General features: G+C 69.3%; 20 protein-coding genes. 3 read left to right on the top strand and 17 right to left on the bottom strand.

Translation table 11 applies throughout. The annotated features are described in order from the left end of the window. Window positions 1-38 precede the first annotated feature (38 nt). The 6 genes from recG to ROZ00_11645 form a co-directional block, all read right to left on the bottom strand. Window positions 39-2,060, bottom strand: coding sequence for an ATP-dependent DNA helicase RecG (gene recG, locus ROZ00_11620; GenBank protein MDT3736867.1), 2,022 nt, complete (start codon window positions 2,058-2,060; stop codon window positions 39-41). Further along, window positions 2,060-2,440: a Rid family detoxifying hydrolase gene (locus ROZ00_11625; GenBank protein ID MDT3736868.1), complete on the bottom strand. Its 381-nt coding sequence runs from the start codon at window positions 2,438-2,440 to the stop codon at window positions 2,060-2,062. The genes recG and ROZ00_11625 overlap by 1 nt, the downstream gene beginning before the upstream one ends. Window positions 2,441-2,466: 26 nt before the next feature. After that, the gene (locus ROZ00_11630; protein ID MDT3736869.1) at window positions 2,467-3,156 is read right to left on the bottom strand and encodes an SPOR domain-containing protein; all 690 of its coding nucleotides are present in this window, start codon (window positions 3,154-3,156) and stop codon (window positions 2,467-2,469) included. A 10-nt stretch (window positions 3,157-3,166) separates the two neighbouring features. After that, window positions 3,167-3,580 (bottom strand): DUF2802 domain-containing protein, encoded by a 414-nt coding sequence (locus ROZ00_11635; GenBank protein MDT3736870.1) that lies wholly within the window; start codon window positions 3,578-3,580, stop codon window positions 3,167-3,169. 12 nt (window positions 3,581-3,592) lie between these two features. Further along, window positions 3,593-4,879 (bottom strand): O-acetylhomoserine aminocarboxypropyltransferase/cysteine synthase family protein, encoded by a 1,287-nt coding sequence (locus ROZ00_11640; protein ID MDT3736871.1) that lies wholly within the window; start codon window positions 4,877-4,879, stop codon window positions 3,593-3,595. Window positions 4,880-4,982: 103 nt separating this feature from the next. Continuing rightward, on the bottom strand, window positions 4,983-5,567 hold the full coding sequence (locus ROZ00_11645; GenBank protein MDT3736872.1) for a polymer-forming cytoskeletal protein: 585 nt from the start codon (window positions 5,565-5,567) through the stop codon (window positions 4,983-4,985). A 351-nt stretch (window positions 5,568-5,918) separates the two neighbouring features. On the opposite strand from ROZ00_11645, the gene ROZ00_11650 reads away from it, so the two are divergent. The 3 genes from ROZ00_11650 to ROZ00_11660 are packed head-to-tail and all read left to right on the top strand — an operon-like array spanning window position 5,919 to window position 10,010. Continuing rightward, window positions 5,919-7,532 carry an FAD-binding dehydrogenase gene (locus ROZ00_11650; protein ID MDT3736873.1) on the top strand — a complete coding sequence of 538 codons (1,614 nt, stop codon included), beginning with the start codon at window positions 5,919-5,921 and terminating at the stop codon, window positions 7,530-7,532. Then, window positions 7,529-9,262, top strand: coding sequence for a thiamine pyrophosphate-binding protein (locus tag ROZ00_11655; protein ID MDT3736874.1), 1,734 nt, complete (start codon window positions 7,529-7,531; stop codon window positions 9,260-9,262). The genes ROZ00_11650 and ROZ00_11655 overlap by 4 nt, the downstream gene beginning before the upstream one ends. 1 nt (window position 9,263) lies before the next feature. Then, entirely contained in the window at window positions 9,264-10,010 is a 747-nt protein-coding gene (locus ROZ00_11660) for a YdcF family protein (GenBank protein ID MDT3736875.1), read from the top strand. On the opposite strand, the gene ROZ00_11665 is transcribed toward ROZ00_11660, so the two are convergent. From ROZ00_11665 to ROZ00_11715, 11 genes are all read right to left on the bottom strand, one after another. After that, complete coding sequence (locus ROZ00_11665; protein MDT3736876.1) at window positions 9,997-10,797, bottom strand: enoyl-CoA hydratase-related protein; 801 nt, start codon at window positions 10,795-10,797, stop codon at window positions 9,997-9,999. The two genes, ROZ00_11660 and ROZ00_11665, sit on opposite strands and share 14 nt — an antisense overlap. Further along, window positions 10,794-12,275, bottom strand: coding sequence for a M20 family peptidase (locus tag ROZ00_11670; protein ID MDT3736877.1), 1,482 nt, complete (start codon window positions 12,273-12,275; stop codon window positions 10,794-10,796). Before ROZ00_11670 ends, ROZ00_11665 begins: the two co-directional genes overlap by 4 nt. A gap of 59 nt (window positions 12,276-12,334) precedes the next feature. Beyond that, entirely contained in the window at window positions 12,335-13,537 is a 1,203-nt protein-coding gene (locus ROZ00_11675) for an acetyl-CoA C-acyltransferase (GenBank protein MDT3736878.1), read from the bottom strand. Window positions 13,538-13,548: 11 nt separating this feature from the next. Then, window positions 13,549-15,930, bottom strand: coding sequence for a 3-hydroxyacyl-CoA dehydrogenase/enoyl-CoA hydratase family protein (locus ROZ00_11680; protein MDT3736879.1), 2,382 nt, complete (start codon window positions 15,928-15,930; stop codon window positions 13,549-13,551). A gap of 92 nt (window positions 15,931-16,022) precedes the next feature. Beyond that, entirely contained in the window at window positions 16,023-16,421 is a 399-nt protein-coding gene (locus ROZ00_11685) for an acyl-CoA thioesterase (protein MDT3736880.1), read from the bottom strand. Further along, a complete protein-coding gene (locus ROZ00_11690; protein MDT3736881.1) occupies window positions 16,418-18,343 on the bottom strand; it encodes a 3-hydroxyacyl-CoA dehydrogenase NAD-binding domain-containing protein in 1,926 nt (641 codons plus the stop codon). The genes ROZ00_11685 and ROZ00_11690 overlap by 4 nt, the downstream gene beginning before the upstream one ends. A gap of 18 nt (window positions 18,344-18,361) precedes the next feature. Beyond that, a complete protein-coding gene (locus ROZ00_11695) occupies window positions 18,362-19,234 on the bottom strand; it encodes a hypothetical protein (protein ID MDT3736882.1) in 873 nt (290 codons plus the stop codon). 12 nt (window positions 19,235-19,246) lie between these two features. After that, window positions 19,247-20,191, bottom strand: coding sequence for a DegV family protein (locus ROZ00_11700; GenBank protein MDT3736883.1), 945 nt, complete (start codon window positions 20,189-20,191; stop codon window positions 19,247-19,249). Between the two features lie 44 nt (window positions 20,192-20,235). Next, complete coding sequence (locus ROZ00_11705; GenBank protein ID MDT3736884.1) at window positions 20,236-21,516, bottom strand: acetyl-CoA C-acetyltransferase; 1,281 nt, start codon at window positions 21,514-21,516, stop codon at window positions 20,236-20,238. 13 nt (window positions 21,517-21,529) lie between these two features. Continuing rightward, on the bottom strand, window positions 21,530-23,857 hold the full coding sequence (locus ROZ00_11710) for an acyl-CoA dehydrogenase (protein MDT3736885.1): 2,328 nt from the start codon (window positions 23,855-23,857) through the stop codon (window positions 21,530-21,532). A 90-nt stretch (window positions 23,858-23,947) separates the two neighbouring features. Continuing rightward, the gene (locus ROZ00_11715; GenBank protein MDT3736886.1) at window positions 23,948-24,646 is read right to left on the bottom strand and encodes a TetR/AcrR family transcriptional regulator; all 699 of its coding nucleotides are present in this window, start codon (window positions 24,644-24,646) and stop codon (window positions 23,948-23,950) included. Window positions 24,647-24,727: the final 81 nt, after the last annotated feature.

A 24,727-nucleotide genomic window follows, 5' to 3' on the forward strand; every position in this document is an offset into this window, starting at 1 on the left:
AGTGCGGCGAATTGTAGTGCGGCTTCGGGCCAGGATGGTCAGGCCTTGAGCAATTCCTTCCGCCCGCCCAGCCAGCGCTCGACGTGGCGGTCGGCGGCCGGCGGAAACTCGCGCAGCAGGCACTCGGCCGTCTCGCGCGCGGCCTCGAGCAGGCCGGCGTCGGCCTCGAGGTCGGCATAGCGCAGGAGCGGCACGCCGCTCTGGCGGCTGCCGAGGAATTCGCCGGGGCCGCGCAGATGCAGGTCCTGGCGGGCGATCTCGAAACCGTCGGCGTTTTCATAGATCACTTTCAGGCGCGCCCGCGCCGTCTCGCCGAGCGGGTGGGCATAGAGCAGGATGCACACCGAGTCGTCGGCACCGCGCCCGACCCGGCCGCGCAGCTGATGCAGCTGCGAGAGGCCGAAGCGCTCGGCGTGCTCGATCACCATCAGCGAGGCATTGGCGACGTCGACGCCGACCTCGATCACCGTGGTGGCGACGAGGAGCTGCACGCGTCCGGCGGCGAAGTCGCCCATCACCTGCGCTTTCTCCTCGCCCTTGAGGCGGCCGTGCACCAGGCCGACGGCCAGCTCCGGCAGTTCGGCGCGCAGGCGCTCGAAGGTGTCCACCGCCGTCTGCAGCTGCAATTTCTCCGACTCCTCGATCAAGGGGCAGACCCAGTAGGCCTGCCGCCCCGCCGCGCAGGCGTCGCGGATGCGGGCGATGACCTCGTCGCGGCGCGCCTCCGACACCAGCTTGGTGAGGACGGGCTGGCGGCCGGGCGGCAGTTCGTCGATCACCGAGACGTCGAGGTCGGCGTAGTAGCTCATGGCCAGGGTGCGCGGAATCGGCGTCGCCGACATCATGAGCTGGTGCGGGTTGGCGCCCTTCTCGCGCAAAGTCAGTCGCTGGCGCACGCCGAAGCGGTGCTGCTCGTCGATGATGGCGAGGCCCAGCTTGGAAAAATCCACCGCCTCCTCGATCAGCGCGTGGGTGCCGATGGCCAGCGGCGCTCGGCCTGATGAGATTGCTTCGGCCATCGCCGCCTTGTCCTTCTTCTTCAGGCTGCCGGAGAGCCAGGCGATCTCGAGGCCGAGCGGCGCCAGCCATTGCGAGAGCTTGCGGTAATGCTGCTCGGCGAGGATCTCGGTCGGCGCCATCAGCGCGGCCTGGTGGCCGTTCTCGACGGCCTGCAGCATGGCCAGCGCGGCGACCACCGTCTTGCCGCTGCCGACGTCGCCCTGCAGCAGGCGCTGCATCGGATGTTTTTCGCCGAGGTCGGCGGCGATCTCGCGCCAGACGCGCTGCTGGGCGGCGGTGAGCCGGAAGGGCAGCGCGACGAGCAGCTTCTGCGTCAAATTGTTGCGCGCCGGCAGCGGCGACGCGGTCTTGGCGCGGCGCGCCTCGTGGGCACGGCGCAGGGAGAGTTGCTGGGCGAGCAGCTCGTCGAACTTGATGCGCTGCCAGGCCGGATGGTCGCGGTCGGAGAGTTCGGCCAGCGAGACGGCGGGCGTCGGGTGGTGCAGCAGTTCGACGCTGTCGGAAAAGGGGGCGAGGCGCAGTTTCTTTCGCAGCGGCTCGGGCAGGGTCTCGCCGAGGTCGGCCTGCTTCAGGGCGAGGTCGATGCACTTCCTCAGCGCCAGCTGCGAGAGGCCGGCGGTGGTCGGATAGATCGGCGTCATCGCTTCCGGCAGCGCCTCGTCCGCGCCGACCAGGCGGTAGCGCGGATGCACCATCTCGTCGCCGAGGAAGCCGCCGCGCGGCTCGCCGAAGATGCGCAGCCGACGCCCCGCGGCGAGCTGCTTCACCTGGCTGCCGTAGAAATTCAGGAAGCGCAGCACCAGCTCGCCGCCGCCGGCGTCCTGCACGCGCACCACCAGCTGGCGGCGCGGGCGGTACTGCACGGAGGATTCGACGATCTCGGCCTCGACCTGGGCCGGCAGGCCGGGGCGCAAGTCGGCGATGGCGGTGAGGCGGGTTTCGTCCTCGTAGCGTAGCGGCAGGTGGAGGACAAGGTCGTCCTGGGTGCGGATGCCGAGCTTGTCGAGCTTGTCCGCAGTCGCCTGGGTAACGCCGGCAATCACCCCAGCACGAGCACCGCGTCGATCTCGACCAGCGCGCCGCGCGGCAGCGCCGCCACCTGCACGGTGGCGCGGGCCGGATAGGGCTGGCTGAAGGCCTGCGCCATGGCGTCGTTCACCCTGGCGAAATTGGCGAGGTCGGTGACGTAGATGTTCACCTTGACGGCGTCGGCGAGCGAGCCGCCGGCCGCTGCGGCGACGGCCTTCAGGTTGTCGAAGACGCGGGCGACCTGCGCGTCGATGCCCTCGGCCATCTGCATGGTGGCCGGGTCGAGGCCGATCTGGCCGGAGAGGTAGACGGTGTTGCCGGCCTGCACGGCCTGGGAGTAGGGGCCGATGGCGGCAGGCGCGGCAGCGGTGGCGATGATCTTCTTGCTCATGGCGTTTTTCCTTTTCAGCGGCAGTTTCAGCGTTTCTGCGGCGGGATCAGCAGGCCGGGGCCGAGGCCGAGTTCCTTCAGCTTGCGGCGCGCCGCGTCGGCCTCCTTCTGCGTCTTGAACGGCCCGACATGCACGCGCGACTCGACATAGGACGGGATGCCGGCCTTCTCCAGCTTGGCATGCAGTTCCTCGGCGTTCGACGCGCTGGTGAACACGCCCATCTGCAGGCGGTAGCTGCGCGCGAGCGCGACGGCGGGATCCGCTTTCGGCGCGGGCGCCGGCGCGGCGGATTCGACCTTTTCGACTCTGGCCGGCGCGGCCTGCTTCGCCGGTGCAGCCGGAGCGGGTGCGGCCGCGGGCGGCTTGATGACGACGCGCGAGGCGGGCCGCGGCTCGGGAACCGGCGCGGGCGCCAGCGGCATCTCGGTCTTTTCCGGTTCGGCCTTGGGCTCTTCCTTCTTCTCCTCCTCCGGCTTCGCTTCTTCCTTCTTCTCCTCGGCGGGCGGGGCTTCCGTTTTCTGCGGTTCGGCCTGGGCCGGCGGGGGTGCCGGCGCGGCGGCGCCGGGGGCAGGCGGCGCAGCGGGTTTCTCGAGCAGGACGTCCTCGAGCAATGTCAGCCCGCCGAGCAGCACGACGATGAGCACGCCGGCGATGCCGACGCGGCGCACCAGTTTCTTCTTCAGCTCGTCCTGGTCATCCTGTTCCGGCCCGGCCATCGCTCCCCTCCTATTCGGCTTGTCTGCGGCTCAGGGCGCACACCATCTCGGCCTCCGCCACCGAGATGCCGCAGCGCTCGGCGATCTGCGGCGCATCCAGGCCCTTCTGCGCCAGGGCGACCGCCTCGCCATACTGCGGCGAGACGTTGCGCGCCGCCTTGAGCAGCCTGACTTCCTCGTGCAGCAGGATCACCTCGTCCTTCAGCGCGGCCACTTCGCCGCGCAGCTCGGCGAGCTCCGCCTCGATGCCGGTCTTCAGCACCTGCTCGCCGAACTGGGTCGGCGGCTGCTTCCAGACCGGCTCGGGCGAGCGCGGCCGCGACATCCGCGCCAGGCGGATGATGACGATGCCGGAATAGATGCCGAGCAGGACGGCGGTGCCGATCACCAGCTCGTGCAATCCGAAATTCTCGAAAAACTCCATGTTCCCTCTTTCTCAGGCGGCGCTTTTTTCCAGCGCCTGGTCGATGTCCCACAGGATGTCGTCGAGCGTCTCCAGCCCCACCGACAGGCGGATCATGTCGGGCGAGACGCCGGCCTTCGCCTGCTGCTCCTCGCTCAACTGGCGGTGGGTCGTCGACGCCGGATGGATCACCAGTGTCCTGGCGTCGCCCACATTGGCCAGGTGGGAGAGGAACTGCACGCCCTCGATGAATTTCTCGCCGGCGCGCCGCCCGCCCTGGATGCCGAAGGTGAAGATGGACCCGGCGCCCTTCGGCAGGTATTTCCGCGCCAGCGCATGATACGGGTTGTCCGCCAGGCCGGCATGGTTCACCCAGGCGACGCGCGGATGCGCGGCAAGGAATTCCGCCACTGCCTGGGCATTGGCGACGTGGCGCTCCATGCGCACGTGCAGCGTCTCCAGGCCCTGCAGCAGCAGCCAGGCGTTGAGCGGGGAAAGCGCGGGCCCCAGCGTGCGCAGCGTCTCGAAGCGGGCGCGCATGGTGAAGCCGAAGTCGCCGAAAGTCTCGTAGAAGCGCACGCCGTGGTAGCCCGCCGAGGGCTCGGTCATCTGCGGAAATTTCCCGTTGTCCCAGGGGAATTTGCCCGACTCGACGACGAGGCCGCCCATGGTGGTGCCGTGGCCGCCGATGAACTTGGTGGCGGAATGCACGACGATGTCGGCGCCGTGTTCGATCGGCCGGCACAGGTACGGCGAGGCGAAGGTGTTGTCGATCACCAGCGGCAGGCCGGCCTCGCGCGCGACGGCCGCCACGGCGGCGATGTCGAGCACGTTGCCGCGCGGGTTGCCGATGGTCTCGGCGTAGAGGCACTTCGTCTTCGGCCCGATGGCGCGGCGGAAGTTCTCCGGCTCGTCGGGATCGACGAAGGTGGTGTCGATGCCGAGCTTGCGGAAATTGAAGTCGAACTGGGAGAAGGTGCCGCCGTAGAGCGTGCTGGCCGAAACGATGTGGTCGCCCGCCTCGCACAGCGTCAGCAGCGCCACCATCTGCGCCGACTGGCCGCTGGCGGCGGCGAGCGCGGCGCGGCCGCCTTCGAGCGCGGCGACGCGCTCCTCGAGCACCGCCACCGTCGGATTGGAAATGCGCGAGTAGACGTTGCCGAAGGTCTGCAGGTTGAACAGGCTGGCGGCATGGTCGGCGGAGTCGAAGACGAAGGAGGTGGTCTGGTAGATCGGCACCGCCCGCGCGCCGGTGGCGGCGTCGGGCTGGCTGCCGGCGTGCAGGCACAAGGTCTCGAAGCCGTATTTCCTGTCGGGCATGGTGCTCGCCGAAGTCCGTGTCGGCTTCCATTATGCCAGCCCGGCATAAAAAAACGGGCGCCCTTGCGGCGCCCCAATCAGGAGGAGGGCGGGTTTATTTCTGTTAGGCGGCGCGGGGTCGGGGAGCGGCGGCATCCAGCCCGACCAGCTCGGGCCGCTTGGTTTCATCGGGGGCGGACGACGCTGCCGGGGCGGCCTGCTCGGAGGCCAGCGAGCGCACGTCGCCGGAGACTTCGCCGCCCTCCTCGATGACGATCTTGCCGTAGCGGATCTTGCCGGTGACCTGTCCGGTCGAATGCACCACCAGCTTCTTGCGCGCGAGCAGGTCGCCTTCGAAACGCCCGTGGATCTCCGCCACGTCGATGACGACGCGCCCCGAGAAGGCGCCCTGCTCGGCAATCTGGATGGCCTGGCTGTCGAGCACCGCCTCGACCCGCCCTTCGACGACGAGCGTGCCGCAATCGCTGATCTCGGCGCCCTTCAGCTTGATGTCGGGGCCGACGATGAGGCGGCTGCCCTGCAGGGTGTCGGGCTTGGCCTCCGCCCTGGCGGCCGTCGCGGCCGGCACGGGCTCGGGCCGGGGCGGCGAGGCGACCGGCTCGCCGGGCTTGCGGATGGTCGGGGCGCCGGGCCGTTGCTGGGGCTGGGGGTCGTTGTGTTTGCCGAAGAGCTGCATCTTGTCGAGCATAGTGACTCCTTGTTTGAAATGACTCGCGGTACTGTGGGGCCGCGTAACGCCGGCGGCGCCCGCGGTGGTCAACGCAATCGCCATGCCAGGGCGCATTTCTCCCCTAGGATCAAACGGATGGGGCACCGGCCCGGTGTTGCCCCGGCGGCCGCTGCAATGAATTCTGTCGTCCCCTGCCGACGCGAATTCGATTCTTCGAGACGAACCCTTGCGCAGCAAGGACTTGGCGTGTCGTTGCGGAACGACTCATGCACACCGCGTTGCGCTATGCTTTCGTTTCGCGGGCGCGCAGCGACGCAAGATCGAACCGGCGCACGCACCGGGAATCCTTCCCGGCATGGAGGAGAAAGCATGCGAACCTACAAGAGCGACGCCGTCGTCATCGGCGGCGGCCTGGCCGGCATCTGCGCCGCGCTGGAGCTGCTGGATGCCGGCAGGAGCGTCACCATCCTCGACCGCGACGAGGAGGAAAATTTCGGCGGCCTGGCGAAGGAGAGCTTCGGCGGCATCTTCGTCGTCGGCAGCCGCGAGCAGAAGAAGAACGGCATCCAGGACACCCCGGCCAAGGCCTTCGCCGACTGGTGCGCCTTCGCCGAGTTCGGCGAAGCGGACCACTGGCCGCGGCGCTGGGCCGAGGCCTACACCGAACGCTGCCACGACGAGGTCTACCTGTGGCTCAAGGCCAACGGCATCGGCTTCTTCCCGGTGCCGCACTGGATCGAGCGCGGCCTGCACGTGCCGGGCAATTCGGTGGCGCGCTTCCACATCGTCTGGGGCACCGGCCGCGAGCTGGCGATCCAGCTCATCGCGCGGCTGCGCAACCACCCGAATGCGGCGAAGCTGGCCGTGCACTTCGGCCACCGCGTCGAGGGCTTCACCACCCTGATGGGCGGCATCAGCGGCTGCAATGGCGTGCTGGAAGCGGGCGGCGAGCCCTTCGAGGCCTTCGGCGAGGCCGTCGTCGTCGCTTCGGGCGGCATCAACGGCGGCGACCTGGAGAAGGTGCGCCGGCACTGGCACGCCGACTGGCGCACGCCGCCGCCGACGCTGCTCAACGGCTCGCACAAGTTCGCCGACGGCCGGCTGCACGACGCCGTCGCGGGTGCCGGCGGCAACCTCACCCACCTCGACAAGATGTGGGACTACGCCGCCGGCGTGCGCCACTGGCAGCCGAGGAAGCCCAACCACGGCCTCTCCGTGGTGCCGCCGCGCTCGGCGCTGTGGGTGGACTGGCAGGGCCGCCGCTTCGCGCCGCCGCTGGTGACCGGCTTCGACACGCGCGACCTGGTGACGCGCGTCTGCGCCACCGAGCGGCAGTACTCTTGGCAGATCCTCAACCGCAGGATCGCCCTGAAGGAGCTGGCCGTCTCCGGCGCCGAGTTCAACCCCTCGATCCGCGACAAGAAGAAGCTCGCCTTCCTGCGCGACCTGCTGCTCGGCAACCGCTGGCTGGTCGACACGCTGATCGAGAAGTGCGAGGACGTCGTCGTCGCCGACACGCTGCCGGCGCTGGTGGACAAGATGAACGCCCTGCAGGGCGACAACGCGGTCGACCTGGAAGCGCTGGGCGAGGCGATCAGCCGCTACGACGCGCAGGTCGCGCGCGGCCCGGCGCATTTCGAGGACGAACAGCTGCAGCGCCTCGCCCAGTTGCGGCAGTGGAAGGGCGACCGCGTGCGCACCTGCAAGTTCCAGAAGATCCACGACCACAAGGCACTGCCGCTGATCGCCATCCGCGAGCACATCATCAGCCGCAAGAGCCTCGGCGGCATCCAGACCGACCTCGAGGGCCGCGTGCTCGACGCCGCCGGCAACCCGATTCCGCGCCTGTGGGCGGCGGGCGAGGCGACCGGCTTCGGCGGCGGCGGCATGCATGGCCTGCGCGCCCTCGAAGGCACCTTCCTCGGCGGCTGCGTCCTCTCCGGCCGCATCGCCGGACGATCCATTGCAGGGAGAAAAGCATGAAAAAGACCGCCGCCTGGCTCGCCGTGCATGCCCTCGAGCAGCTCGGCGTGAAGTACACCTTCGGCATCCCCGGCGTGCAGAACACCGAGTTCTACGACGAGCTGAACAAGTCGGAGCAGATCGCGCCGGTCCTCGTCACCCACGAGGGCAGCGCCTCCTTCATCGCCGACGCGGTGAGCCGCGTCTCCGGCACCGTCGGCACGCTGGCCATCGTGCCGGCGGCCGGCCTCACCCACGCGGCGAGCGGCATCGCCGAGGCGCTGCTCGCCGGCGTGCCGATGCTGGTCATCACCGGCGGCATCCGCACCGACCTGGGCAAGCGCTACCAGCTGCACGAGATCGACCAGCACGCCTTCATGAAGCCGCTGACCAAGGCCACCTTCCACGTCAAGTCGCACGCCGAGGTGGTGCCGGCGCTCTACGAGGCGTATCGCATCGCCACCAGCGGCGTGCCGGGGCCGGTGTTCGTCGAGCTGCCGGTGAACCTGCAGCTCTTCCCGGAGGAGGTGGGCGAGCTGCCCGCCTTCGCGCCGCCCGCGGCGCCACCGCTGCCGGCGCAGGCCGACATCGCGCGCGCGGCGGACCTCCTGCTGGCGGCGAAGCGGCCCGGCCTCTTCGTCGGCTGGGGCGCCGTCGACGCCCTGCCCCAGCTCGTCGAGCTGGCCGAGTTCCTGCAGGCGCCGGTCGCCACCACGCTGCAGGGCCAGTCGGTGTTCCCGCACACCCATCCGCTGCACGCCGGCTACAGCTTCGGCCCGCACGCCGCGCCGGCCGCGCGCAACGCCTTCGCCGAGTGCGACGCCCTGCTCGCCGTCGGCACGCGCTTCGGCGAGCTCGCCACCGGCAGCTTCGGCGCGCCGGTGCCGGAGAACCTGGTGCATGTCGACATCAATCCCGAGGTGATCGGCGTCAATTACCCGGCGAAGGTCGCCCTCGCCGGCGACGCGGCCGCCGTGCTGCAGGGACTGACTTTCGAACTGAAGGCGCGCGGCGCGGCGCGCCCGGCCGGCAGCGGCCCGCAGGAGAGCATCCGCCGCGACAAGCAAGCCTACCGCGAAGAGTGGTATGGCCACGACTCGAAGGGCCGCGTCAATCCGGCGCGCTTCTTCGACGAGGTGAGGAAGCAGATGCCGGACGATGCCATCGCCACGGTGGACGACGGCAACCACACCTTCCTCACCGCCGAGCTCTACCCGGTGCACGCCAGCCGCGCCCTGATCCTGCCGACCGACTTCAACTGCATGGGCTACGCCGTGCCGGCGGCGGTCGGCGCCAAGCTCTCCCAGCCGCAGCGCGAGGTTTTCTCCATCGTCGGCGACGGCGCCTTCATGATGACCTGCATGGAGATGCTCACGGCGTCGAAGGAAGGGCTGGGCATCGCCTACTTCGTCTTCCACGACGGCGAGCTGTCGCAGATCGCCCAGGCGCAGGAGATCCCCTACAACCGCAAGCCCTGCGCCGTGCTCGGCTCGGTGAACCTCGAAGGCGTGGCGACGGCCACCGGCGCCGCCTACCTGCGCATGGAAAACGACGCCGCCATCGCCGGCTGCATCGCCGAGGCGCGCCGCCTCGCCGCCGAGGGCCGGCCGGTGGTGGTGGACGTCAACATCGACTACTCGAAGCGCAGCGCCTTCACCAAGGGCGCGGTGAAGACCAACTTCAAGCGCTTCCCGCTGGCGCAGCGCCTGCGCATGGTCAGCCGCGCGCTGGTGCGCAAGGTGACCGGCTGAGGTGTTCCTGCTTAAGAAAATCCTCACCGCGCTGGCGCTGCCGCCGGCCGGACCGTTGCTGCTCGCCGCGCTGGGTCTGCTGCTGATGCGGCGCCGGCCGCGCCTCGGCAAGTCGCTGGCCTGGAGCGGCCTCGTCCTGCTGTGGCTGCTCGCCACGCCGGCCGTAACGAAACCGATGCTCGCCGCCGTCGAGGATGTGCCGCCGCTGGACCCCTCACTGGCAAAGAGTGCGCAGGCCATCGTCGTGCTCGGCGGCGGCAGCTATCACGCCGCTCCGGAATACGGCGGCGACACGGTCAGCCGCTGGTCGCTCGAGCGCATCCGCTACGCGGCGCGCCTGCAGCGCGAGACCGGCCTGCCCCTGCTGGTGACCGGCGGCGCGCCGCTGGGCGGGGAGCCGGACGGTCGCAGCATGGGCGCAGCACTGGAGCGGGATTTCGGTGTGAAGGTGCGCTGGGTCGAGGACCGTTCCGCCGATACGCGGGAGAACGCGCGCTACAGTGCGCCGCTGCTGCGCGAGGCCGGCATCAGGCGCGTATTGCTGGTGACCCATGCCTGGCACATGCGCCGTGCGCAGGAGGCGTTCGTCGCCGAACGACTGGAGATCGTCGCCGCGCCGACCGGCTACGAGGCAAGCGCGCCCTACACGCTGCTCGATTGGCTACCCGGACCGAGGGGCTTGCAGGCCGGCCGCATCGCCCTCAACGAACTGCTCGGCCAGCTCGTGCAGCGGGTCACTTCCCCTTGAACGCCGGCTTGCGCTTCTCGACGAAGGCGGTGACGCCCTCGGCGAAATCGGCGGTGGCGCTGCAGCGCCCGAACGATGCCGCTTCCGCCGCCAGCTGGTCGGCCAGGCTGGCGGTCAGCGAATGGTTGAGCAGGCGCTTGGCATTGGCGTAGGCGAAGGCCGGCCCCGCGGCGAGACGGATGGCCAGCGCCTCGCAAGCCGCGTCGAGTTCCGCCGCTGGCACGACGCGGTTCACCAGGCCCAGGGCGAGGGCCTGCTGCGCATCGAGACGCTCGGCCAGCAGGGTCAGCTCTGCGGCCTTCTTCGCACCGACCAGGCGCGGCAGGAAGTAGGTGCCGCCGCCGTCGGCCGTGGTGCCGAGCAGCGAGTAGCCGGTGGTGAAATAGGCGCTGTCGGCCGCCAACGCGAGGTCGCAGCCGGCCATCAGCGAGAAGCCGAAGCCGGCGCAGGCGCCGCGGATCTTGCCGACGACCGGGGCCGGCAGGCCGCGCAGGATCTCGACAGCCGGGTTGATCAGTTCGCCGATCAGCCGGCCGAAGGCGCGCTCGCGCTCGGCCGGCGCCGCGCCGACCATGGTGTGGAATTCCTTGATGTCGCCGCCGGCCATGAAGTGGTCGCCGGCGCCGGTGACGACGACGCACTTGACGCCTTCGGCCTTCTGCAATTCCTGCGTGCGGGCGAGGAAGGCCCGGCCCATTTCCAGGCCGAGCGAATTCATCGCCTGCGGACGGTTCAGGGTCAGCGTGGCGATGGCGCCGCGGATGTCCAGCAGGACCTGTTCGTTCATTTCTTTTCCTCTGGTTTGTATGCCGCGTTGTGCAGCAGGCGATGGTAGAAGCGGATCAGCTCGGCATGGTTGGCGACCGAGATGCGCTCGTTGGTGCCGTGGAAGCGGGACAGGTCCTCGCTTTTCGCGCGCACCGGCGAGAAGCGGTAGATGGCGTCGGCGATCGGCGCCATGTGGCGCGAGTCGGTGGCGGCGATCATCAGCCCGGGCGCGACGACGGTGCCTGGAAACAGCTCGCGGATGGTGCGGGCGATCAGCCGGTAGGACGGCGCGGTGGAGGGCGAAACCGGCGTCGGCTCGTTGGCGTGACCGCTGGGCGCGACGGAGATCGCCGGGTTGGACACCGTCGATTTCGCATGCTTCGTCACGCCGTCGATGCTGTCGCCCGGCAGGATGCGGAAGTTCACCTTCGCCTCGGCATGGCCGGGCAGCACGTTCTCCTTGTTGCCGGCCTGCACCACCGTGAGCGCGGTGGTGGTGCGCAGCATGGCATTGGTGCTGGCGGCCTTCTCCAGTTGCCCCTTCACGACGGGGCCGAACAGCCAGAGGTTGGAGAGGAGCACGCGGTTCAATCCGCCCATCTCCGGCGCGAGGGTGTCGAACATCTCGGCGGCGACGCCGCGGATCGCCGCCGGCATCTGACGGTCCTCCAGCCGCGCCAGCGCCGCACTCAGCATGCCGATGGCGGTCTCCGGCGGCGGCATCGAGGAATGGCCTGGGCGGGCCTTCGCCTCGATGGCCAGCGTGAGATAGCCCTTCTCGGCGGTGCCGATCAGGGCCACCGGCCGGTCGAGCCCCTTGAGGATGCCCTCCGTGATGAGCAGGCCTTCGTCGACGACGAAGTCGAGCCTGACGCCGCGCGACTGCAGCAGCGCGGCGATGGCCTTGGCGCCCTGCTCGCCGCCGATCTCCTCGTCGTGGCCGGCCGCGATGTAGATCGTCTGGCGCGGCTTGAAGCCCGAAGCGGCGAGCGTCTCGATCGCCTCGAAGATGGCGAACAGGTTGGCCTTGTCGTCCCAGGCGCCGCGGCCCCAGACGAAGCCGTCTCGGATCACGCCGCCGAAGGGGTCGGCGAGCCAGTCGCGCTCGGTGCCGTGGGCGATGGGCACGACGTCCTGGTGCGCCATCAGCATGATCGGCTTCGCCGCCGGATCGCTGCCCGGCCAGGCGTAGAGCAGGCTCAGCTCGTTGACGGTCTCGCGCTTGAGAACGGCATGGGCGCGCGGGAAGGATTTCTTCAGCAGGGCGTGCAGCTTGCGGAACTCGGCCGCGCTGGCGGCCGACCCGCCGTCGAAGGAGAGGGTGCGCAGGCGCACGGCGGCGGCCAGGCGCTGGGCCGCTGCGTTTTCGTCGAGCTTGAGCGGCGGCGCCGGCGCCGCGTCGATCTGGCGCGAGCCGTGGCGCAGGGTGTTCGCCGCCACGACGGCGGCCAGCAGCACACACAAGGACAGCAGAGCCAGGGCGATTTTTTTCAGCATGTTTTCGCCTCCCTGAAACGTCACGGGACGCCGCAGCGCCCCGTGACGGACAAGCCAGTTTACACCACGGACTCGAACAGCCCGGCCGCGCCCATGCCGGTGCCGATGCACATGGTGACCATGCCGTACTTCGCCTCGCCGCGCTGCATCGCCGCCATCACGGTGGCGGTGCGGATGGCGCCGGTGGCGCCGAGCGGATGGCCCAGCGCGATGGCGCCGCCCAGCGGGTTCACCTTCTGCGGGTCGAGTTCCAGCGTGCGCATGACGGCCAGCGCCTGGGCGGCGAAGGCTTCGTTGAGCTCGATCCAGTCCACGTCGGCCTGGCTGACGCCGGCCTGCTTGAGCACGCGCGGGATCGCCTCGATCGGGCCGATGCCCATGATCTCCGGCGGCACGCCGGCGACGGCGAAGCCGCGGAAGCGGGCGATCGGCTTGAGATTGAACTGCTGGAGGATCTTCTCAGAGACCAGCAGCACGGCGCCGGCGCCGTCGGACATCTGCGAGGAATTGCCGGCGGTGACCGAGCCTTTCGCCGCGAACACCGGCCGCAGCTTGGCCAGTCCCTCCAGCGAGGAATCGGGGCGCGGGCCTTCGTCGTTCTCGATCACGCGCTCGACGATCTTCACGGCGCCGCTCCTGAAATCCGGCACATGGCCGCGCGCCGTGTAGGGCGAGATCTCCGCCTTGAATTTTCCTGAAGCGATGGCCGCCGAGGCCTTCTGGTGGCTGGCGAGCGCGAAGGCGTCCTGGTCCTCGCGCGTGACCTTCCACTGCGCCGCCACCTTCTCGGCGGTGAGGCCCATGCCGTAGGCGATGCCGACGTTCTCGTCCTTCTCGAACACCGCCGGGTTGAGCGAGACCTTGTTGCCCATCATGGTCGGCATCATGCTCATGGTCTCGGTGCCGGCGGCGATCATGACGTCGGCCTCGCCCAGGCGGATGCGGTCGGCGGCGAGCGCCACCGCCTGCACGCCGGAGGCGCAGAAGCGGTTGATGGTCATGCCCGGCACGCTGTTGGGCAGGCCGGCCAGCAGGAGGCCGATGCGGGCGACGTTCATGCCCTGCTCGGCTTCCGGCATGGCGCAGCCGACGACGACGTCGCCGATCAGCTGCGGATCGAGGCCGGGCGCGCGCGCCATGACGTTCTTGATGACGTGGGCCAGCATGTCGTCGGGGCGCACGTTCTTCAGCGCGCCGCGGACCTTGCCGACCGGGGTGCGCGTGGCGGCGACGATGTAGGCGTCCTGTACCTGTTTGCTCATCTCGGTTCTCCTTAGTTGCGCAGCGGCTTGCCGGTTTCCAGCATGTGGGCGATGCGCTGTTGCGTCTTCTCGGTCTTCAGCAGCTCGACGAACTCGTGGCGCTCGACGGCGAGCAGCCAGTCCTCGCTCACCGGCGTGCCGGTCTCGACCTCGCCGCCGCACAGCGCGCTGGCGGCGCCGCGGGCGACGCGGTAGTCGTGGGCGGAGATCATGCCGCCCTCCTTCATGTTCACCAGCATCATCTCCAGGCTGGCGATGCCGTTGCGGCCGGCCACCCTGACGCCGCGCGGCGGCAGCTTCGGCCGCCAGCCGGCTTCCGCCAGCGCGCGCGCCGTCTGCCGCGCCACGTGCAGCAGTTCTCCGGCATGGAACACCACCGGGTCGGAGTCGTGCAGGAAGCCGAGCTCGCGCGCCTCCAGCGCGCTCTTCGAGACGTTGGCCATGGCGACGGTCTGGAACACCGGCTGCAGGAAGGGGAAGACATCGCCGCCGGCGGTGCGCGCCGCAGCCTCGGCGGCGCGCAGGGCGAACTCCTTGCAGCCGCCGCCGGCCGGGATGAGGCCGACGCCGGCCTCGACCAGGCCGAGGTAGGACTCCAGCGCCGCCACGGCGCGGCTCGAGTGCATGACGACCTCGCAGCCGCCGCCCAGCGCCATGCCGTTCACCGCGGCGACCACCGGCACCTGGGCGTACTTCAGGGTCTGGCTCATCTGCTGGAAGCGGGCCACGCCCTTCTCCAGCCCGGCAAAGTCCTTCGCCTGCAGGGCCGGCGCCAGCGCCGCCAGGTTGGCGCCCGCCGAGAACGGCGGCCGCGTTTGCCAGATCACCAGGCCCTTGTAGTCGCGCTCGGCGCGCGCCACCGCCTCGATGATGCCTTCCAGCACGTCGGGGCCGAGGGTGTTGGCCTTGCTCTTGAAGGACAGCACGGCGATGTCGGCGTCACTCGGCGCCGTCCACATCCGCACGCCCTCGCTCTCGAAGACGGTCGTGCCGCGTTCCTCGGCCTCGCCCAGCACGCGCTCGGGGAAGACCTGACGGGCATAGACAGGCAATGCGGAACGCGGTTTGTCGCTCTTCGCGCTCGCCGAATACGAACCGGTCGCGCCATGAACGCCCTGCCTTCCATCGAACACCCACGCAGGCAGCGGCGCGGCGCTCATCGCCTTGCCGGCCTCGATGTCGGCCTTCACGGCGTTGGCGATGGCCTGCCAGCCGGCAGCCTGCCAGGTCTCGAAGGGGCCTTCCTTCCAGCCGAAGCCCCAGCGCATGGCGAAGTCGACGTCGCGCGCGTTGTCGGCGATCGCTTCGAGGTGGAAGGCGCAGTAGTGGAAGATGTCGCGGAAGATGGCCCAGAGGAACTGCGCCTGCGGCGACGCATGTGCGCGCAGTTTCTCGAACTTCTCCGCCGGATTCTTGATCTTGAGGATCGCGGCGACCTCGGCGTCGACCTCGCCGCCCGAGGGACGGTAGCCCTGCGTCGCCAGGTCGACGACGTGGATGGCCTTGCCTTCCTTCTTGTAGATGCCGGCCCGGGTCTTCTGGCCGAGCGCGCCCTTGCCGATGAGGAAAGTCAGCCACGCCGGGGCGGCGTAGTACTTGTGCCAGGGGTCGGCCGGCAGCGTGTCCTGCATGGTCTTGATGACGTGCGCCAGGGTGTCGAGGCCGACCACGTCCGCCGTGCGGTAGGTGGCGCTCTTCGGCCGGCCGATGGACGGGCCGGTCAGTGCATCCACCACGTCGAAGCCGAGGCCGAGGCGCTCGGTGTGGTGCATCACGGCGAGCATGGAGAAGACGCCGACGCGGTTGGCGACGAAGTTCGGCGTGTCGAGCGCGCGCACCACGCCCTTGCCCAGGGTGGTGGTGAGGAAGGTCTCCAGGTCGTCGAGCATCGATGCTTCGCTCGCCTTGCAGGGAATGATCTCGACCAGCTGCATGTAGCGCGGCGGGTTGAAGAAGTGGATGCCGCAGAAGCGGCCGCGCAGGGCCTCGGGCAGTGCCTCGGACAGGGTGTTGATCGACAGGCCGGAGGTGTTGCTGGCGAAGATGGCGTGGCCGGCGACGAAGGGCGCGACCTTTTTGTAGAGGTCGAGTTTCCATTCCATCTTCTCGGCGATGGCCTCGATGACGAGGTCGCAGCCGCGCAGCTGCTCGAGGCCCGAGTCGTAGTTGGCGGCGTCGATGTAGGCGACGCGGTCCTTGGTGGCGAAGGGCGTCGGCTCGAGTTTCTTGAGGCCGTCGAGGGCCTTCTTGACGATGCCGTTCGGGTCGCCCTCTTTCGCCGGCAGGTCGAACAGCACGACCGGCACGTTGGCGTTGGCGCAGTGGGCGGCGATCTGCGCGCCCATGACGCCGGCGCCGAGCACGGCGACTTTGCGTACGATGAAGTTGCTCACGATGCTTCTCCTGGTTGAATGGGGTGGCCGCGAAAATGCGGGAAGATTGGGGAGGTAAGCCACCGCCCCGCATCTCCGCAGCCGGAACGAATTTACTGCTCGGGCGGTACCTCGCGCTTGCTGCCGTCCGGGTTGAGCGCGACGTAGGTCAGTTGCGCCTCGGTCACCTTGACCACCAGCGGATTGGTGGGATGGCGCTCGGCATACACCTCGACGTTGATGGTCATCGAGGTGCGGCCGACCTTGATCACCTCGGCGTAGAAAGACAGCACGTCGCCGACCGACACCGGCTGCTTGAAGAGGAATTCGTTCACCGCGATGGTGGCGACGCGGCCGCGCGCGCGGCGGATGGCGACGATGCCGCCGGCCAGGTCGACATTGGCCATGATGTAGCCGCCGAAGATGTCGCCGGCGTGGTTCACGTCGGCCGGCATCGGCATCACGCGCAGGGTCGGCTGCTTGTCCGGCAGCTGCGTCGGCTGCTCACTCATGCATTTTCTTTCAAGTAGTTCATCGGCCCGCCGCGGAACGGAGCGAAGCCGGTGCCGAAGATCACGCCGGCGTCGGCCAGCTCGGCGTCGGCGACGACGCCCTGGTCGACGCAGCGTTGCGCGGCCGCCAGGAAGGGCTTGACGAGGCGCTCGGCCAGCCCCGCCGGCACTTGCCCCACCGTGCCCTTCTGCGGCTTGCCCTGATTGTAGGTGTAAAAGCCGCGGCCTGTCTTGCGGCCGAGGTGGCCGGCATTCACCAGCTCCATCAGCTTCCTCGGCGGCTCGGCGATGCCGCTCGCCAGCTGCTGGCCGGCGGCGACAGCGATGTCGAGGCCGACAGTGTCGGCCAGCTCGATCGGACCAAGCGGCATGCCGAAGGCCAGCGCCGCCTCGTCCACCGCTTCCGGTGCGATGCCCTCGTCCACGCAGCGCATCGCCTCCTGCATGTAGGGCGCCAGCACGGCGTTCACCAGGAAGCCGGGCGCGCTCTTCACCGGCAGCGCCAGCTTGTCGATCTTGCGCACGAAGGCGAGGCCCTTCTTGAACATCTGCGGGTCGGACTCCTTGCCCTCGACCACCTCGACCAGCGGCATTTTCGCCACCGGATTGAAGAAGTGGATGCCGATCAGCCGCGACGGATTCTTCAATGCCACGGCAATGTCCTCCAGCTTCAGGCTCGAAGTATTGCTGGCCAGCACGGCCTCCGGCTTGGCGATGGCCTCGATGGCGGCGAATAGCTGCTGCTTGGCTTCCAGGTTCTCGAAGATGGCCTCGATCACCACGTCGGCCTGCCGCGCGCCCTGGCCGGTCGGGTCGGGGATCAACCGGTCGAGGGCGAAGCGCACCTGGGCGTCGTCGCGCAGCTTTTTCTTGAAGGCCGTCGCGGCGCGCTGGATGGCCGGCGCGATGCGCTCGATGTTCTGGTCCTGCAGCGTGACGGTGAGGCCGCGCAGCGCGCCCCAGGCGGCGATGTCGCCGCCCATGACGCCGGCGCCGACGACGTGCAGGTGCTTCGGCGCGAAGTCGCCGTCCTTTCCGAAGCCCTTCAGCCGCTCCTGCAGGTAATACACGCGTACCAGGTTGCGCGTCGTCGGCGAACCGTAGATGGCTTCCATCGAGCTCGGCTTGTCGGCCGGCACGGCGAGGGCGTTGCCGCCGTAGTTCGCCCAGATGTCGAGGATGGCGTAGGGCGCCGGGTAGTGCTTGGGGCGCGCGCGCGCGGCAACCTGCTTCCTCGCCTGCGCGGCGACGACGCCCTTGAGCGGGCCGTTCATCAGCTTCTGCATGAACGGCAGCTCGCGTCGCGGCTGGCCCGAGAGCACCAGCATGCGCGCGGCGTTCTCCATCACGCGCGGCGGCACGCACTCGTCGGCGAAGCCGAGGCGCTTCGCCTTCTTCGCGTCGAGGGCGCGGCCGGTGAGCATCATGTCGAGCGCGGCGGCCGGCCCGATCACCTGCGGCAGGCGCAGCATGCCGCCCCAGCCCGGCACGATGCCGAGCATGACTTCCGGCAGGGCGATGCGCGTGCCCGGCTCGTCCACCGAGATGCGGTAGCGGCAGGCCAGCGCCAGCTCGGTGCCGCCGCCCATGCAGTGGCCGCGGATGAGCGCCAGCGTCGGGTACTTCACGGCAGCGAGGCGGTTGTAGAGGTCCCAGCCGCGCTGCACCAGCGCCTTGGCGTCGGCGGCGGAGGCGACTTTCGTGAACTCCTCGATGTCGGCGCCGGCGATGAAGCCGGCGCTCTTGCCGGAACGGATCGCCAGGCCCTTGGGCGGCTCGCGGTCGAATTCGTCCAGGGCCAGGCCGAGCTCGCGCAGGGCCTCGGCGGAGAGCGTGTTGGTGGACTCTCCCGCCTTGTCGAAAGTCAGCCAGGCCAGGCCGCCGGGTTCGCGCTCGATGCGCCAGTGCTTCAGCTCCGTCATTTCAACCTCGTGGAAAGTTCACAAAATGCCGCCGTCGCCGCGGCGCAGGCGGCCGACGATGGCCGGCCGCTCGTCCTCGTTCACATGCAGGGCGAAGACCGCCTCGTCCGCGCCGGATTCGCTGCGCATCTTCACCGGCGCGCCGTAGAACACCGGCCCCTTGATCCAGGCGTCCAGCCGCAGCGGCAGGCCCGCCTCCGCCTGCGGCAGGCGCGCCAGGCACTGGCCGAGCACGCGCGGCGGATGGAAGAAGGCGCGCGGGAAGCCGAGCTTGCGCGCATACCAGCCGAACATGTGCACGCCGTTGTAGTCACCCGACAGGCCGCCGAAATGCCAGCCGCCGCCGGCCGGCATGCGCCAGGCCGCCGTCTCGCCGGGACTGACTTTGGGCGCCTCCGGCACGGCATCCGCCGTCGGCGCGCCGAAGCGGCCGCGCATGTAGAAGGTGTTCACGCTTTCCCAGGCGGTCGTGCGGCCGTCGTCCACCGTCGTGTGCAGGTCGAACTCCGCTCCCTTCTCCAGGATGCGGTGGCCGGCGACCTTGACGCGAATGTCGAGCGCGGCGTCGCGCGCCAGCGGCGCATGCTGGACGATGCGGTTGCGCACCTGCAGGATCTTCCAGATCGGCACCGGGAAGGCCGGCTGCGTCAGGATCGCCATCTGCAGGGGGAAGCCGATGGCGTGCGGGTAGAGCAGCGGCAGCGTGTCGCCCTCCGGCAGGCCGGAGAGCGCGTGGAAGCGCTTCAGTTCGGCGGCATCGACGCGGTGCCGCCAGCGCGCCGAGATCGCCGGCACGCCCTTGCGCAGGCCGGGCGAGGGCCGCACGGCGCGGACCATGAAGGCCAGCGCCGAGGGGCGCGCGCGGAAGTCGAGATGGATTTCCCGGCTCACGATCCGCCCGGTTCAGTGGAAGCCGTGCGGCCCGGCCGCATAGCCGAGCGACAGCGCGCCGGAGCCGACGTTCACCGCCGCCGTCATGCTCATCACCGAGGTCATGACATCGACCTCATGCTCGCGCGCGGCGCGGTCGAGCTCCTCGTAGCCGGGCATGGCCTTCACCTGCTCGGGATCGCCCCCGTAGCTGATGCACACCTGCGGCGCCTTGAGCCCCTTGCGTATCTGCGCCGCGGTGTTGCGGAACAGCTTCTCGACGCCGGTGTCGAAGCCGCGCACCTTGCCCACCGGGCCGGTCTGGTCGCGGTGCGAGCAGAGGATGGGCTTGACGTCGAGCATCTGGCCGAGGGTATACGTGCCCCAGTTGATGCTCTTGTCGCCGCGCTTGGAGGCGCGCTTGTAGACATGGAAGAGATCGGCCGGCATGAGGAAGGCGTAGGTCTCCTCGGTGAGCTGGCGGATGCGGTTGCCGATCTGCGAGGGCGTGCCGCCCTCGCGGATCAGGCGGATCACCTCGGCGGCCTGCACGCCCTGGCCGGTGAACATGGTGCGGCTGTTGATGACGGCGACGCTGAACGGCCCCTGCACGCCGGCCTGGCGGCGGCGCTCCTTGTAGCGGCCGATGATGTTGAGCGAAGCCTTGTTGGCATGGTCGTAGATGAGGCTGCGCGCGCTGGTGATGGTCAGGCAGAAGACGTGGTCGTACTCCAGCACCATGCGGTCGAGGAACAGGTCCTCGATCTGCTGCTGCGTCCACGGGATCGACTCGGCGTGGTCTTCCGTGCGCGTGTCGAGATGGCTGGCGTAGAACGACCAGGTCTCCTGCGGGTCGCGCCGGTCCACGAAGGTCATGTCGCCGACGCGCACCGAGATCGGCATGACGACGATGTTGTTCTCCTCGATGAAGGACTTCGGCAGGTCGCACGCCGAGTCCACCACAATGCCTATCCTCATGATTTGCTCCTCCCCTGGTTGATGAAATGGCGACTTGGGCCGCTCTAAACCGTTTCCACCAGCATGGCGCCGCCCTGGCCGCCGCCGATGCAGATCGTCGCGATGCCGCGCTTGCCGCCGCTGCGACGCAGGACGTGCAGCAGGTGCAGCACGATGCGCGCGCCGGAGGCGCCGACCGGATGGCCGAGCGCGACGGCGCCGCCGTCGACGTTGAGCTTCTCCTCGTCGAGCGCACCGAGCGGTGCGTCGAGGCCGAGCTGCTCCTTGCAGTAGGCGGCGTCCTTCCAGGCCTCGAGGCAGCCGATCACCTGGGCGGCGAAGGCCTCGTTGATCTCCCAGGCGTCGAGGTCGTTCAGGCCGAGGCCGTGGCGCTGCAGGATCGGCGTCGCGGCATGCACCGGGCCGAGGCCCATCTGCGCCGGATCGAGGCCGGCCCATTGCGAATCGACGATGCGGCCGATCGGCTGCAGTCCATGGCGATTCACCGCCTCCTCGGAGGCGAGCACCAGCCAGACGCCGCCATCGGTGATCTGCGAGCTGTTGCCGGGCGTGACCTTGCCGTACTTGCGGTCGAAGAACGGCTTCAGCTTGGCCAGGCCCGCCATCGAGGAATCGCGCCGCACGCCGTCGTCGGCGGCGTATACCGCGCCGTCGCGGCCGACCAGCGGCACCACCTCGCCGTAATGGCCGGCGTCCTGGCCGGCGGCGACGCGCTGGTGGCTGCGCACCGAGAAGGCGTCCATCTGCTCGCGCGTGATGCCGAAACGGTGCGCGAGGTTCTCCGCCGTCTGTCCCATCAGCAGGTTCACCACCGGGTCGGTGAGGCCCTTCATGATGCCGATCACCGGCGAGAGCAGGGCGCCGGGCTTGAGTTTCGCAAACAGCGCGGCCTTCTGGCCGGCCGTCTTCGCCTGCGCCATTTTCGCGAACCACAACACCATGGTCTTCGAGTACAGCAGCGGCGCGTGCGACAGCGCGTCTACGCCGCCGGCCAGCACCAGCTGCGAGCGGCCGGAGTTGATGTTGGCGATGGCCGAGTCGAGCGCCTGCATGCCGCTGGCGCAGTTGCGCATCACCGTCCAGCCCGGCACCTTGAGGCCGCAGCCCATGCGCAGCGCGGCGACGCGGCCGATGTTCACCTCGTCCGGCGAGGGCGAGGCGCAGCCGAGGATGACCTCGTCGAGCTCCTCGGCGGCGAAGGGCTGGCGCACCAGCAGCGCCCGGCCGGCGGCGGTGGCGAGGTCGCCCGCCGAGAAGGGGCCGGGGGCGTTGCGCGCCTTGAGGAAGGGCGTGCGGGCGCCGTCGATGATGTAGACCGGTTTCATGCTGCCTCCGTGTTCAGGCCGCGGCGCGGTGCGCGACCGGTTTCGGTTCGCTGCGCTGCAGGCCGAGGTCGAAGGGGAAATCATCCACCTTGATGACCTCGCCCGTCAGTTCGCGCGCGCGCACCAGCAGTGCGTGCTCGGCGCTGGTGACGACGCCGTGCGCCAGCGCCTGACTTTCCAGTTCCTGCGCGCTGCGGCCGTCGATGCGGCCGTCCTTCTGCGCCGCGCGCAGCTTGGCCTGGATCGGCTCGGCGGCAAGGGTGGCCTCCAGCGCCAGCTCGATGACGCCGACCGGGTCTTGCTCGTCGCGCGGAATGTACATGTCCGCGGTGAGGCGGTCGCGCGTCTCCGAGGGGGCGATGAGCAGATCCGCCACCTGGCCTCCGAGGCGGTCGGAGGGCACGACGTAGGGCCGGCCGAGCGGGAAGATGGCCCGCCGCAGCAGCATCGAGACGAACCGGCTGGGGAAGTTGGAAACGACGCCCTCGAAGGCGTTCTGCGCCTTGAACATGGAGTCCCAGATGGCCCAGTGCATCAGCGGCGCGTCGGCCTGCTGGCGGCCTTCGCTCTCGTAGCGCTTGAGCACGGCGGAAGACAGGTACATCAGCGAGAGGATGTCGCCCATGCGCGCCGAGAGCTTCTCCTTGCGCTTGAGGTCGCCGCCCATCACCAGCATCGAGACGTCGGCGAGGAAGGCAAAGGCCGATGAGAAGCGCGTCAGCTGCTGGTAGTAGCGGCGCGTCTCCGGCGCGACGTTGGCCGGCACGCCGACGAAGTGCGAGCCGGTGAGGCCGGTGAGCAGGGTACGCAGGCCGTTGCCCGCGGTATGGGCGATGTGCGCGAACAGCGCCTTGTCGAAGGCAACCAGGTCGTTGGCCTGCGCCGCCTGCATTTCCGCCATCACGTAGGGATGGCAGCGGATGGCGCCCTGACCGAAGATGATCAGGCTGCGCGTCAGGATGTTGGCGCCTTCCACGGTGATGGCCACCGGCACCTGCTGGTAGGCGCGGCCGAGGAAGTTCGAGGGGCCGAGGCAGATGCCCTTGCCGCCGAGGATGTCCATGCCGTCGTTCACCGACTGGCGGGCGCGCTCGGTGACGTGGTACTTGACGATGGCGGAGACCACCGAGGGCTTCTCGCCGAGGTCGATCGAACCGGCGGTCATGACGCGGGCGGCGTCGCAGAGATACAGGTTGCCGCCCAGGCGCGCCAGCGGCTCCTGGATGCCCTCGAACTTGCCGATCGCCGTCTTGAACTGGCTGCGCACGCGGGCGTAGCCGCCGACGGTGCGCACGGTGAGCTTCTGCATGCCGGTGTTGGAGGCCGGCAGCGAGATCGAGCGGCCGGCGGCGAGGCACTCCATCAGCATGCGCCAACCCTGGCCGGCCATCTTCGGCCCGCCGATGATGAACTCGAGCGGCATGAAGACGTCCTTGCCGCGCGTCGGGCCGTTGTGCCAGGCGGCGTTGAGCGGGAAGTGGCGGCGGCCGGTTTCCACACCCGGGTGATTCGCCGGCACCAGCGCGCAGGTGATGCCGATGTCGTCCACGTCGCCGAGCAGATGCTCGGGGTCGAACAGGCGGAAGGCGAGGCCGACCACCGTGGCGATCGGCGCCAGGGTGATGTAGCGCTTGTCCCAGGTGACGCGCATGCCGACGACTTCCTTGCCCTGCCACAGGCCCTTGCAGACGATGCCCTGGTCGGGGATCGAGGCGGCATCCGAGCCGGCCCACGGGCTGGTCAGCGCGAAGCAGGGGATGTCGAGGCCCTTGGCGAGGCGCGGCAGGTAGTGGTTCTTCTGCTCCTCGGTGCCGTAGTGCAGCAGCAGTTCGGCAGGCCCCAGGGAGTTCGGCACCATCACAGACACCGCCGAGGCGGCGCAGCGCGTCGAGAGTTTCGTCACCACCTGCGAATGGGCATAGGCGGAGAAGCCGACGCCGCCGTACTGCTTCGGGATGATCATGCCGAGGAAGCCCTTCTCCTTGAGGCATTTCCAGGCTTCCGGCGAGAGGTCGTGGTCGTAGTGCGAGGAAACCCAGTCGTCGGAGAGGCGGCACAGCTCCTCGGTCTCGTTGTCGAGGAAGGATTGTTCCTCGGGCGTCAGCTTCGGCTGCGGATAGGCGAGCAGCTTGGCCCAGTCGGGACGGCCGCGGAACAGCTCGCCCTCCCACCAGACGCTGCCGGCCTCGAGCGCCTCCTTCTCCGTCTGCGACATCTGCGGCAGCATCTTGCGATAGACGGCGAAGAGCGGCCGCGTCACCAGCGTGCGGCGCAGCGGCCGGATGGCAAAGAGCGCCACGAGGGCCGCCAGCGGCAGGGCTATCAGGATGGTCCAGGTCATGCTGTTCTCCTTTCACTCTCCCGGCGGATGTTTCCGCCGTGTCCTTGTAAACACTGAAAAGTCAGTCCCGCCGGCACGGCGGCATGCGGATCAGGCCGCCTTGCGCGGGCTCTTCTCTTTCGGTTTGACCGCCTGTCCGGCCAGCGGTGCCCGCAGGCCGCCGAGCAGGAATGGCATCAGGCGGCGCGCCAGCGCCTCGGGGTCCTTCTCGTCGAGCTCGTGCTCGGCCACCAGCTGCAGGGCGTCGGTGCCGGCGATGGCGTAGGACATGGCGCCGAGCATGAAGTGGAAGCGCCAGAGGATCTCCTCCGGCGGCACGTCGGGCAGCGAGCGGAACAGCGCCTGCTTGAAGCGCGGCACCACGGCGGCGTATTCGTCGGCGAGGAACTGGCGCACGAAGGCGGACGGTTCGGTGTAGGTGCGGCCGAGCAGGCGCATGAAGGTGTGGCCGCCGTGCTCGGTGTCGGCCGCCATGCGCAGCGAGACGCCGAAGAAGGCCTCGACGATCTGGTGCGGCTTGAGCGGCGCGCCCTTCGCTTCCTTCTCGAAGCGCTCCAGCGCGCGCAGGCGCTCTTCGTTGAGCCAGGTGAGCCGGCGGCGGAAGACGTCCTGGATGAGGGCTTCCTTGCTGCCGAAGTGGTAATTGATGGCGGCGAGGTTCGCCCCGGCGCGGCCGGTGATCAGGCGCATGGTGGTCGCCTCGAAGCCGTGCTCGACGAAGAGGGCTTCGGCGGCATCGAGGATGCGCTCGCGGGTGTCGGGGTTCTGCTTGCTGTCGATCGCACGCATAAAAAAGGGAACGCTCGTTTCAAACGGTTGTTTGAATGATACGTTCGTTTCAGGCGATGTCAAGCGGGGAATTAGGCGCGC

Origin of the sequence: Denitratisoma sp., assembly GCA_032027165.1 — a bacterium.
Lineage (GTDB): Bacteria > Pseudomonadota > Gammaproteobacteria > Burkholderiales > Rhodocyclaceae > Desulfobacillus.